At 45.9% G+C, this 12,213-nt stretch carries 10 protein-coding genes; 3 read left to right on the top strand and 7 right to left on the bottom strand.

Annotated elements, in window-relative coordinates:
- Positions 1-339: 339 nt before the first annotated feature.
- The 5 genes from ACTSEZ_RS20540 to ACTSEZ_RS20560 form a co-directional block, all read right to left on the bottom strand.
- Entirely contained in the window at positions 340-864 is a 525-nt protein-coding gene (locus tag ACTSEZ_RS20540; protein ID WP_369736099.1) for a GrpB family protein, read from the bottom strand.
- A 58-nt stretch (positions 865-922) separates the two neighbouring features.
- Positions 923-2,344 carry a protoporphyrinogen oxidase gene (hemY, locus tag ACTSEZ_RS20545; RefSeq protein ID WP_369736100.1) on the bottom strand — a complete coding sequence of 474 codons (1,422 nt, stop codon included), beginning with the start codon at positions 2,342-2,344 and terminating at the stop codon, positions 923-925.
- A gap of 81 nt (positions 2,345-2,425) precedes the next feature.
- Positions 2,426-3,364 carry a ferrochelatase gene (gene hemH, locus ACTSEZ_RS20550; protein ID WP_369736101.1) on the bottom strand — a complete coding sequence of 313 codons (939 nt, stop codon included), beginning with the start codon at positions 3,362-3,364 and terminating at the stop codon, positions 2,426-2,428.
- Positions 3,365-3,430: 66 nt separating this feature from the next.
- A complete protein-coding gene (hemE, locus tag ACTSEZ_RS20555) occupies positions 3,431-4,489 on the bottom strand; it encodes a uroporphyrinogen decarboxylase (protein WP_203289687.1) in 1,059 nt (352 codons plus the stop codon).
- A gap of 187 nt (positions 4,490-4,676) precedes the next feature.
- Positions 4,677-6,818 carry a transglycosylase domain-containing protein gene (locus tag ACTSEZ_RS20560; protein ID WP_369736102.1) on the bottom strand — a complete coding sequence of 714 codons (2,142 nt, stop codon included), beginning with the start codon at positions 6,816-6,818 and terminating at the stop codon, positions 4,677-4,679.
- Positions 6,819-6,952: 134 nt separating this feature from the next.
- Here ACTSEZ_RS20560 and ACTSEZ_RS20565 point away from each other — a divergent pair, with 134 nt between their 5' ends.
- Together ACTSEZ_RS20565 and ACTSEZ_RS20570 are read left to right on the top strand one after the other, a co-directional pair.
- Positions 6,953-7,459 carry an antibiotic biosynthesis monooxygenase family protein gene (locus ACTSEZ_RS20565; RefSeq protein ID WP_369736103.1) on the top strand — a complete coding sequence of 169 codons (507 nt, stop codon included), beginning with the start codon at positions 6,953-6,955 and terminating at the stop codon, positions 7,457-7,459.
- A 183-nt stretch (positions 7,460-7,642) separates the two neighbouring features.
- Positions 7,643-9,028 (top strand): hypothetical protein, encoded by a 1,386-nt coding sequence (locus tag ACTSEZ_RS20570; RefSeq protein WP_369736104.1) that lies wholly within the window; start codon positions 7,643-7,645, stop codon positions 9,026-9,028.
- A 53-nt stretch (positions 9,029-9,081) separates the two neighbouring features.
- Here the strand turns inward: ACTSEZ_RS20570 and ACTSEZ_RS20575 are convergent, their stop codons facing one another.
- Positions 9,082-9,732, bottom strand: a complete 651-nt coding sequence (locus ACTSEZ_RS20575; RefSeq protein ID WP_369736105.1) for a phosphatase PAP2 family protein — start codon at positions 9,730-9,732, stop codon at positions 9,082-9,084.
- A gap of 134 nt (positions 9,733-9,866) precedes the next feature.
- Between ACTSEZ_RS20575 and ACTSEZ_RS20580 the strand changes: the two genes are divergently transcribed.
- The gene (locus tag ACTSEZ_RS20580) at positions 9,867-11,066 is read left to right on the top strand and encodes a M20 family metallopeptidase (RefSeq protein WP_369736106.1); all 1,200 of its coding nucleotides are present in this window, start codon (positions 9,867-9,869) and stop codon (positions 11,064-11,066) included.
- A 433-nt stretch (positions 11,067-11,499) separates the two neighbouring features.
- Here ACTSEZ_RS20580 and ACTSEZ_RS20585 read toward each other — a convergent pair whose 3' ends face one another.
- Positions 11,500-12,210, bottom strand: coding sequence for an EcsC family protein (locus ACTSEZ_RS20585; protein ID WP_203289684.1), 711 nt, complete (start codon positions 12,208-12,210; stop codon positions 11,500-11,502).
- Positions 12,211-12,213: the final 3 nt, after the last annotated feature.

A 12,213-nucleotide genomic window follows, 5' to 3' on the forward strand; every position in this document is an offset into this window, starting at 1 on the left:
TTTTCCAGTAAACATTCTAACCAAATTAACCTACGATGTTACGAGTAAGGAGCTAGTTTCGTTCATGATAACTCGCTGCGCTTGCGGGGTCTCCAGTGCCCTCTTCATCCCCTAGAAAAGCGGAAGCGCCCGTTTTGCTCCGGCAGTCAGATAAGAAATCACCCGAAAAGTCCGGGTCCCGCCTTTTTGGGGGATTTTGTTCTGACAGAGGAGCCTGAGCGCTGCAGCTGGACAAGGAGTCAAGTGCCTTCCGCTGCAGTCCACTGGTGCTTTACGTTTAAATTCATAGAAGAGCCTGATTAAAAAGGAAGGTAAGAACACGGCATGGAGGCAAAAATCTCAACTTCCATTAGTACTTTCATTGTCTTGCTTTCGCAAAACATTTTGGATAAAAGAAGCTTTATTCTCTGTATAAGCCACTCTGTCAAACCGGTATTTATTTGCAAGGTACACTTTCAGGTCATGATATTTTCTTGCATCATCAGGATTTTCCCTTAAGTAATCTCTAAATAAAAGCTGATTCTTCCAGTGTTCTCCTTCAAATTCATAAAAATGCAAGTGGTGTGTACCTGCTCTCCACTGGCCTTTTCTAAAAAAACGTCTTTCGGGAAACTCTTTATGGTAAACAAATTCATATTCTATTTGTTTTAAAGGTTCTATAAATTCGCTGACTGTCTCAAGAATATTTACTCCGGCAGCAATATCTATGACAGGTTTGGCCCCAAGGCCCTCAACGGCTGTACTTCCAATATGTTCAATGGATTCAACCCTGTCTCTCAGTATTTCCTTTAGCTTTATCTTTTCTTGTTCGAATTGTCTTGCCCAATCTATGCTGTATTCTTCTATGACAATTTCTTTATCCACTTTTTTCTCCTTGATTACGTTACTCCATTGAACAGTACATACAAAAAAACAACCCCTTTTAAAGAGTTGCCTTTTTTAAATAATCCAATGCGTGCGAGACAGCTGATTTTCCCTGGTCGATGCAGTCGGGGATGCCGACTCCTGCATAGGAGGCACCGGCCAGGAACATGCCAGGATAGTTGTTCATGATTTTTTGTTTTACTTTATGGACTTCTTCCTGGTGGCCCACGTTGTACTGGGGCATGGCCTGTTTCCATCTTGAAACGACAGTGAATTCAGGTTTTTGATCCAATTTCATGATTTTATTCAAATCTTCCAGGACAGCTGAAATGATTTCGTGATCCGGCTGTTCTACAATGGCCTGGTCGCCTGCTTTTCCTACATATGCGCGGATAAGCGCTTTTCCTTTTGGGACGGTATGCGGCCACTTTCGGTGGGTCCATGTGCAGGCAGTGATCGTATAATCGCCGTTTCTGGAAATCACAAATCCCGTTCCGTTTCCTTCAATCGCGACAGCATCCTCAGGGAAAGCCATGGCTACCGTTGCAACAGAAGTAGAAGGCATTTCCTGCATGTACTGAAAGTTTTCCTTGTCCGGAAGCATGCCTGCAGTGTGCTGATGAGGAGTGGTCACAATTAAAGCGTCAGCTTCCATTCTCTCCCCGCTGCTTAGCTTTAAGGTATACTGAGCGCCTGATTTTTCAATGGCCTCAACTTTGATTCCTTTTAAAATCCGTGTATCTGTCAGCTTGCTTTCAGCAGCGTCAACTAAGCTTTGAAGGCCGCCTTTAACAGTTTGAAAAATGCCTTTCTTTCTTGCAGGCTCATGTTTTTGATTTGATGCAGGAAGGCCTTTTTTCATTCCCAGTATGAGGCTTCTGTGATCCTGCTCGACTTTATGGAATTGCGGGAAGGTGGACAGGAGGCTCAGCTTGTCGATATCGCCGGCATAAATTCCTGAAAGCAGCGGTTCGATCAGATTCTCAACCACTTCATTTCCAAGGCGTCTTCTGAAAAAATGCCCCAATGACTGGTCGCCCTGCTCTCTGCCTGCCGGCATGATAAAGTCGCCTGCTGCCCGCGCTTTTCCAAGAACGGAAAAAAGGCCTGTTGTGACAAACGGCATAATTTGAGTTGGTATGCCCATAACAGCACCGGCAGGGATTGGATGAAGCCGTTCTCCTACAAGTACGTATGATCTTCCCGTTGCGTTATTGACAAGCTCCGAACCCAGTCCGACGTCTCTTACAAACTGCGGGCCGCTCGTTTTCCGCTCCAGAAAAGAATCCGGTCCGCGCTCGATAATAAAGCCATCCTTATGAACCGTCTGAATCTTCCCGCCAAGCCGGGGACTTGATTCAATGAGAACCGTTTCAGCCTGCAGGTTTTGTTCGCGTATTTCTTTTTGCATGTAAAATGCCGCGGATAATCCTGTGATTCCCCCGCCAATGATGACAACTTTTTTCTTTTTGCCAGTCATTGTTTATCGCCTTCTTTTTTGTTTACTTTTGTGAATCACATATTTGAGCGGAGCTTCACTTGCTGAAACTCCGCTTCATTTCTACTTTTTCATGCCGAGTTCTTTAAGAACGACAGTTGAAAGACAGTCAATAAACTCTTTCTTTGCATTTGGCATTTCAGGACGGTAATAGTTCGCGCCCAGTTCATCTGTTATGATTTTGCATTCATAATCATTGTCATACAGAACCTCAAGGTGATCTGCTACAAATCCAACCGGAATGTATACGAATGTCCGGTACCCTTTCTGTTCAAAAAGGTCTCTTGTCAGATCCTGCACGTCAGGTCCAAGCCACGGCTCAGGCGTATTGCCCGCACTCTGCCATCCAGTTTCATAGTTCGTGATGCCTGCTGCTTTTGCAATTAGGTCTGCCGTTTCCTGCAGCTGTTCAGGGTAAGGATCTCCTGCAGCGATAATCTTTTCAGGAAGGCTGTGGGCAGATACAATAAGAACAGCCTTTTCACGTTCGTCTTCTGTCATCTGCGCATAGGTTTCTTCTACTTTTTTCGCCCAGTAATCAATAAACTTAGGCTCCTGGTACCAGCTTTCAACAGACGTAATCGCAGGTCCCCCGAGATTTTCGGCTTCCTGCTTTGCCCGTCCATTGTAGGACTTGACGCTGAATGTTGAGAAGTGGGGAGCAAGAACGATGCTGACAGCCTCTTCAATGCCGTCTTCTTTCATTTGTTTCACCGCGTCTTCAACGAATGGCTCGATGTGCTTCAGCCCAAGATACATTTTGAATACGACTTCATCCTGAACGGCATTCAAATGCTCTTCCAGTGATTTGGCCTGATCAAGCGTGATTTTAGCAAGCGGCGAAATGCCGCCGATTGCCTCGTAGCGGTCCTTTAAATCCTGCAGCATCTCAGGAGCAGGCGTGCGGCCGTGTCTGATATGTGTGTAATAGCGTTCAATGTCTTCTTCTTTATATGGTGTCCCGTATGCCATTACAAGAAGACCCATTGTTTTCTTTGTCATTTTCATACACCTCTTTTGGATTCGTTCTGATTCTTATTTTGCCATTCCCGAGGTCAGGATTCCAAATTAGATGCTCCGCGCACTCTTGGCATTTTTTGTATAGTCATGAATGAAAGCTGTCAGTCTTTTTAAAACGTCCGGATTAACAGACGGGAAAACGCCGTGTCCGAGGTTGAAAATATAGCCGTCCTGCTTCATTCCCTGGTCAAGAATATGCTTGGCGCGCTCTTCAATGACGTTCCACGGAGCAAGAAGAATAGCAGGATCAAGGTTCCCCATCAGCGTCTTCGTCAGACCCATTTCTCTTGCCTGATCAACCTGAAGTCTCCAGTCGAGTCCGACAACATCAAGCGGAAGGTCATGCCAGTCGCGTGCAAGATGGCTTGCCCCGACTCCGAACATGATCATTGGCACATTTTCTTCCTTCATTGCGGAAAAAATGCGCTCCATGACAGGTTTAATATAATAACGGTAGTCTGCTTCATTTAATGCGCCTACCCATGAATCGAAAATTTGGAACGCTTTTGCCCCTGCCTTGATTTGAGCCTTTAAGTAGACAATCGTCATTTCTGCGAGCTTGTCCATTAAAGCAAACCATGCCTTTGGTTCTGCATACATGAATGCTTTTGTTTTATTGTAGCTTTTTGACGGTCCGCCCTCAATCATGTAGCTTGCCATCGTGAAAGGAGCTCCCGCAAATCCGATCAGCGGCACGTTCAGCTGCTCCTGCGTCAAAAGCTTGATCGTATCAAGCACGTATGGAATGTCGCTTTCAGGATCAATTTCTCCAAGCTTTTCAACATCTGCGAAAGAGCGGATCGGATTGTCAATGACAGGTCCGATGCCGGACTTGATTTCTACATCTACCCCTATTGATGGAAGCGGTGTCATGATATCCTTATATAAAATTGCTGCATCTACGCCGTACTGCTCCACCGGCAATCTCGTTACATAGGCACACAGCTCAGGCTGATGCGTGATTTCAAACAGACTGTATTTCTCTTTAATCGCACGGTACTCAGGCTGCGAACGACCTGCCTGTCTCATATACCATACCGGAACGTGATCTGTTTTTTCTCCTCTGCACGCCTTAAGGAATGTATCATTAAACTGCAAATCCGTCATAAATCCTCAAATCCACCTTTCTATGTAAGCTGTTCCCCAACTAGAAACAGCGCTGCGCAGACAAACCGCGCCTTCCCTATGTTTTTGCTCCTTACACTATAACTGTTTCACAACTGGTTGTATAGATTTCACATTTAAATGTCAAAAAATTGACGTAATCAAGCAGCATGCGGAATCTGCATGCTGCTCATAGACCGGATGAAAAAAGCTCTGGTTTGACAGGATCTGATCCTTTGCCTTCCTGGTCTGTCTGCTCATTATACGGAACGACTTTGTATTCTGCGTTTGAAAAGAGATTGGAATAAGGAATCTCAAACGAATTCTCACCCTTAACAAACCCTACTAGCTTGTCTTTGCTTCCGCTTGTCTCATAAATTCTGTAGATGACGCGGTCATCTTTCTGCGCATCCCATTTTAAAGTGACGGTGAAAAGGCCAAGTGCTTTAAACGTATACCCTGCCTTTACTTCTCCCAGATTCTTCAGTCTGATCGGCTCTTCAAGATCTTCTACGCCGTCAGGCATCCGGAATGCCGCTTTCCGGCCTTTACCGGACTCATTCAGGATCTCTTTGAAAAGGCGTGTAGGATAGGAGCTTCCCTGCTTAAGATACTGCTTGCTGTCCGTGCGGTCATATCCCATCCAGAGAGCTCCGGAGACCGTCGGTGTATACCCGACAAACCATGCATCCTTTACAGCGCCCTTGACATCGGTAAAAGAAGTCGTGCCCGTTTTTCCGGCAAGCTCCCCCTCATAAGTTCCCGTACTTGCTGTCCCTTCACTCACAACCTCCTCGAGCATTCTCGTCATGTTCCAGGCGGTCTGTGCGGAAAAAATCCGTTTCTTTACGCGCTCTGGTGCCGATACTTCTTTAGCATCGCGGTCTGTAATCTTTTGGATAAAATACGGCTCACTGTATACACCGTATTGCGCAAAAGCTCTGTACGCGTTTGCCATCTGAAGAGGTGTTACTCCGTTTTTAAGTCCGCCAAGCGCAATGGAGAGGCCTTTGTCTTCAATGCTCAAGCCGGATTTTTCCAAGTATTTTTTGCTGGTTGAGACACCCATTTCATTTAATGTCCACACAGCCGGAGCATTTTTGGAGGCTGTTATCGCATCGTACATCGTAACCTCTTGATCATATTTGCGGTCGTTGTTTTTAGGCTGATAGCCATCATATGAGACAGGCTTGTCTTCAAGCAGGGAGTATGGCCCGAATTCCTCTTCCTCCATGGCAGGAGCATAAACGGCAATCGGCTTGAAAGTAGAGCCCGGCTGACGCTTTGTCGTCACGCGGTTGTACCCTTTTTGCACGTAATTCCGGCCGCCGATGGCAGCCTTGATACCGCCGGTCTTGTTGTCAATCAGCACAAATGCTCCCTCTGCGCCTTTTGTCGTTCCGGGGAAATACGCATCTTTTTGGAACAGTTCGTAGGCGGTCTTTTGCATGTCTGCATCAAGCGGCACTGTGACTGTATATCCGCCCCGCATCAGTTCTTCATTTGAGAGGTTGTACCTTTCTTCCGCTTCATCCATCACCATGTCGATATAGGAGGTAAGCCATGGAGTCTCAGATTCCTCAGAAATCGAAAGTCCGAGCGTCCTTCCCTGGGATCTGACAACTTCCTCAGCCGTCAGATAGCCCTGATCACCCATTAAAGAAAGGATGGTGTCCCTCCGTTCTTTGCTTTTTTCCGGATGAAGGACAGGAGAATAATTGGAAGGTGCTTTAGGAATTCCTGCAAGCATCGCTCCTTCTTCAACCGTCAGATCCTTTACCTCTTTATTAAAATAATAAAGCGATGCGCTCTGGATCCCGTATGCACCGTGGCCGAAATAAACCTGATTTAAATAAAGCTCAAGCAGTTTGCTTTTGCTGTATTTGTTCTCAAGGCTCATGGCAATGGCGGCTTCCTTGGCTTTCCTGAGCACAGATTTTTCAGTAGTCAAAAATGTGTTTTTTGCAAGCTGCTGGGTGATGGTGCTTCCGCCCTCCACCTTCCCGCCGGCAAGTAAATCCCTGTACAAAGCCCTTGAAATGGCTTTTAAATCGATGCCGTTATGTTCATAAAACCGTTTATCCTCAACAGCTATAAACGCTTCGCGGACATGAACGGGAATTTCTTTGATCGAGACAGGCTCCCGGTTCTGCAAATACAGTTCAGCCACCTTGCTGCCTTCAGGATCAACAAGTGTCGTCGTAGAATCCATCACAAGCTTTTTCTCATCAATGGAATAGTCTCCAATGACAAGGATGATGAGGTAAACTGCCAGGGCAATAATAGCTGTCAGCAGAGCTGCCAGAGCCGAAAGAATGACTTTTTTTCGCATTCTGTCACCTGCGTTCCGTAGATTTATACATGTTTAGTATTGTTAAAAAAAGGGTTGAATATGTAAGCAGAGGCTCATAATAGCCTTCTTTGTCCAGTCATTGTTATAATGAAACAAAAAGAGGTGTATGTAAAATGAACTTTTATGTCACATTTGGAACTCCGGAATACTTGGCAAAAACCGCCGCAGAACACGCAGATGAAAACATGCTGCTGATGCAGAATGAAGATAAGGGCATCCTACTTCATGAAAGCGAATCCGCTTCCCTTTTTAAAGAGCCTAAAAAATACGAAGTGCTTGATGGAGTGGGAAATTTCAAGACTGGCAGCTACGCCGTTTTGAACAATATTCCTGTCACTGACGAAGGCAGACCGCTTTTTGAACAGCGTTTCAAAGAGCGTGCCCGCATGATCGAAAACGAACCGGGATTTGCGGCAATCCGCGTCCTGAGACCTGTTCATGACGACACATACGTCATCTTAACTCTATGGGATAAAGAAGAATCATTTAAAGACTGGCAGCAGTCACAGTCCTACGCAAAAGCCCATAAAAAACGCGGAACAAGCGAGGGCATGGATCAAAAGCCGATTTTTCCGAGACCTTCTTACGTGACGACCTATCAGGCTGTAAAAGAATACTAAAGAGCAGCTCCTCCGTACATAGTGCGGAGGAGTTTTCATGTCTAATTGCGACACTATTTCCTTGGAAATGACACAATTCCTTCCTGTATATTTACCCATCTTTCATTTTCCGCTAACACTCACACCCGCTGATTCATGACATAACCTGTATAAAAAACCAGGCATTTATACAGGAGTGATTTCATGGGGGTTGAGTTAACACTCATTCACTGGGTTTATGTTTTGTTTATTATCAGCATTGTCGGATTTATGCTCTTCAGACGCGATACAACGATGGTCAGCATTATTGGCATTATTGTCATTTCCTTTGCAGCCAGTCAATCTGTGAGCCATTCCATTACAAGCGTATTTAACAGCTTCATATTTGCCATAACCGAGCTGCTTCCTACCATATTGGTCATCTCAATTATTGTGTCGATGAGCAGAATTTTAGAGATTACAGGAATTAATGAATCGATGGTTTCCCCGTTCACGAAGTTCATCAGAAATCCAACTCTTGCCTACTGGACCATCGGGCTGCTCATGATGGCGATTTCTTGGTTTTTTTGGCCTTCTCCCGCAGTTGCGCTGATTGGAGCCGTTCTTCTTCCGGTGGCGGTTAAAGCCGGTCTGCCGGCGCTCGGTGTTTCGATGGCCATGAATTTGTTCGGTCATGGCATAGCCCTGTCCGGAGATTTTGTCATTCAGGCAGCACCAAAACTTACCTCTGATGCAGCCGGTCTGCCGATAGGAGACGTGATTCAGGCTTCCATTCCTCTCGTGATTGTCATGGGAGCTGTAACCACCATTACGGCTTACCTGTTCCTGATGAGAGACCTGAAACGCGGCAAACCATTTCCCGCATTGACGATGCCTGTGCTGGAAGAGAAAAAAACACAGCTTCTGTCAGGCAAAATGAAACTTTTTATGGCCCTGCTGATACCTCTGCTGTTTGTCATTGACATCGTTTTAATGGCAAAGCTGAATCTTCAGGGGGGCAGCGCAACGGCTCTGATAGGTGGAACTGCTCTGGTAATTTTAATGGCCGTTTGTGTGCTTGCCCATAAAAATGCCAGTCTGGAAAAAACAACGGGTTACATGATAGAAGGGTTTCAATTTGGGTTCAAGGTTTTCGGTCCGGTCATTCCGATAGCCGCCTTTTTCTACCTGGGAGATGCGGGCTTTATCAAAATTGTAGGCGACTATCTTCCAAAGGCTTCACAGGGAATTGTCAACGACCTGGGGGTTGCACTCGCCTCTGTCGTTCCGCTCACAAAGGAGATTGGCGCCATCACCCTGACAGGCGTGGGCGTCCTGACAGGACTTGACGGCTCAGGCTTCTCAGGCATTTCCCTTGCAGGTTCCATTGCCAATCTTTTCTCTGCTGCCATTGGAACAGGTGCTGCAACGCTGACTGCTCTTGGGCAGATCACCGCCATTTGGGTAGGAGGCGGAACCCTTATTCCCTGGGCTTTAATCCCTGCAGCAGCCATATGCGGAGTTGATCCGTTTGAACTGGCCCGAAGAAACTTGCTCCCTGTGACAATCGGCCTTGTTGTGACAACTATTGTGGCGATGTTTTTGATTTAGGAAAGTGCGAACATAAAAAAAACAGGCATTCTCAACGCGAGAATGCCTGTTTTTTAAGCAGAAACGCCGCCCTTTTTCCTTTTTGCTGCAGCCAGCAGATTCTTCGCCCATTCATAAATAAGAATGGTCCCAAGTAGAAATACGAGACCGATGAAATATCCGCCAATCACATCTGTGGCATAATGCGAATTCGTAATGACGCGGCTGAGGCCAATCAGGGCCATTAAAAGAGCAACCGCGGCCCAGATTCCTTTTTTAAGAGCAGGAGACTTGATTTTTTCAATGATCATATAGGCAAAAAAACCATAAAAGATGACGCCTACCATGGCATGGCCGCTCGGAAAGCTGAACCCTTCTTCAAGATGAAGCGGTTCTGGCGGACGTTCTCTTGCGGTTATGTTTTTGAGAAATTTGTTTAAAACATCTCCAAGGTACACCGCCAATCCAATCATCAGCGGCTGAAGATAATGCCTGAATAAAAGAGTAAGAGCAATAATGGCTAATGCAAGCAGGCTGATGATGCCAGGTTTTGAAGCAAGGGTGCCTATTCCTTCAAAAAACGCAAGCATGCCCTCTGACTGCCGGATGTATTGAACATATTGAGAAGCTCCCTCATCTGCAGGTTTTATAAAAGCTGTGCTGATGAGAACGTACAGAATGAGAACTGCCAGAAGACATCCTCCCATAATAGAAATCTTTTTCACCTTTTCACACCTTTCAGATTTTAATCTTGTAATTTTCAAACAACTTCCCTAAAATTGACCTAATATCAGAATTTATTTTATCTTATGAATCATTTGGCGAATATATATTTTTTAAAAAGAAAGGATGAAGTAATTTGTTTCAGGAGATTTGTTCAGAACTTGATGCAGCCTTTGAGGAAATGGTTGAAATCAGACGCTACCTTCATATGAATCCCGAGGTTTCATTTATGGAATTCAAAACAGCAGCCTACATAGCAGAATATTATCAAAAGCTTGGCATTGAGCCCAGAACCGGAGTGGGAGGAAACGGCGTTGTAGCGGTGGTAAAAGGCGGACTGCCTGGAAAAACCATTGCCCTCCGCGCAGACTTTGATGCCCTGCCGATTCAAGACGAAAAGGATGTACCCTACAAATCGGCGGTTCCCGGTGTCACCCATGCCTGCGGACATGACGGTCATACAGCGACACTGCTCGTTTTGGCAAAAGTGCTGCACACGCACAGAGAAAATCTTGAAGGAAATGTGGTGTTTATCCACCAGCATGCAGAGGAGTACGCTCCCGGCGGTGCAAAAGCGATGATTGAGGACGGATGCCTTGATGGCGTCGATGTCATTTTCGGCACCCATCTATGGGCAAGCGAGCCTGCAGGCAAAATTCAGTACCGGACCGGACCGATTATGGCAGCTGCCGACCGGTTCCAAATTAAGGTGCAGGGAAAAGGCGGACACGGAGCGCAGCCGCAAAAAATGAAGGATGCCGTGGTCATTGGCTCCCAGCTCGTGCTGAACCTCCAGCAGATCGTCAGCCGAAAAGTGGATCCTGTTGAATCAGCCGTCGTTTCTGTGGGATCATTTATCGCAGAAAACCCGTTTAACGTGATTGCCGATTCGGCCGAATTAATCGGAACGGTTAGAACCTTTAATGAAGAAGTCCGCACTCAAATCGAGCAGGAAATTGAACGTACAGTGAAAGCCTCCTGCGACCTTTACGATGCATCCTATGAATATACGTTTGACAGAGGCTATCCGGCTGTGGTGAACCATCGCGAGGAAACAGAATTCCTTGCAAACCTTGCAGGAAACGTCCCTGGCGTGGGGGTTGTAGAAGAAAGTCCGATGCAAATGGGCGGCGAAGACTTTGCCTACTACCTGCAGCACGTAAAAGGAACCTTTTTCTTCACAGGTGCAAAACCGACCTATTCAGATACAGCCTATCCGCATCACCATCCAAAATTTGATATCGACGAAAAAGCGATGCTGATTGCAGCCAAAACCTTCAGCCTCGCCATTCTTCAATATCAGGCAGAACATGCTGCTGTGGCGGCTGGCAAGTAAAATAAACGGTGCTTCTGCACCGTTTTTTTCTTTGAATGCCTAAAACCGTATTCGAGGAAAAGACAAATATTGAATGCGAGAACCAAAAATCAGGAGGAAACTGGGAATTTTCAAGTAAACCCGTTGTTACGGCAAGTAAACAGGGCATTTTTTCTAGAAAAAGAGGCATTCCCGCAAGTAAATCATGGATGGCGGCAAGTAATACAAACTCTAGCTGCCATTAAAGGGCTTAATGCCCAAAATCGTCTTCGAGGGAAAGACAATTACTGAGTGCTAGCACTGTGAAATGGGAGGCATCTGAAATATTTCAAGTAATCCCGCTGTTACGGCAAGTAAACAAAGTATTTTTTCTAGAAAAAGAGGCATTCCCGCAAGTAAATCATGAATGCAGGCAAATAAGCGAACGCTCCCCTCGAAAAAAAGCACAATCCATTTAGATTGTGCCGAGTCTTCTCAGTCTGTAGCAATTCATGGCAGTCTCCCCGAGGTGCCTGACAAGATGATAATTGGCAACGCCTCCGACTACCGCTCCGATTCCGGGCATGACCTGCAGCAGTTTGACAAGATCGATGTGATCTCTGTATTCCTGCTGGAAGGTTTGCCAGTCGATGTCCTTAACCGTTTCCTTCCGCTCTTCCCAGTTCTCAATCAGATCGAATGTTTTTCTGCGGTGATCATCGCTTGAATAGGCAAGCTGGAAAACATAAAGCAGAAAGATCCTCTCTTCAACCTGCTTTGGGTCATATCCATAAAGTGTGGCAATTTCAAACAGACACTTCATTTTAATCCCGAGCAGTAAAGGAAAATCGGCTGCAGAAGCAAGCAGTCCGCCTGCACCTGTCCCCGCTCCCTCAACAGCAGCCGCCTTCTGAAAGGCAGAGATGGTTTGGCGCACCTTATTTTCCCGCTCTTCAAGCGAGATGCCTTCAAGCTTTTTTTCTGTCGTTGTCAAATTGGATCCGGCAAGCGTTGCTCCGACCATTTTTTTAATGCTTTCTGTAATGATCGTGTGTATTTTTGCAGGAATATGCGCGTTGATTTTGGTTTGCGTTTTTTTTGAAAGCCGCTCAAACCTGGAGGACTTTCTCAGCAATTTCTTTTTCCATTGAAAGAGATCCTCTTCAAGCTGCTGTTCATAAAGCATGTT

Source organism: Metabacillus mesotrionivorans, assembly GCF_052171315.1.
GTDB lineage: Bacteria > Bacillota > Bacilli > Bacillales > Bacillaceae > Bacillus_P.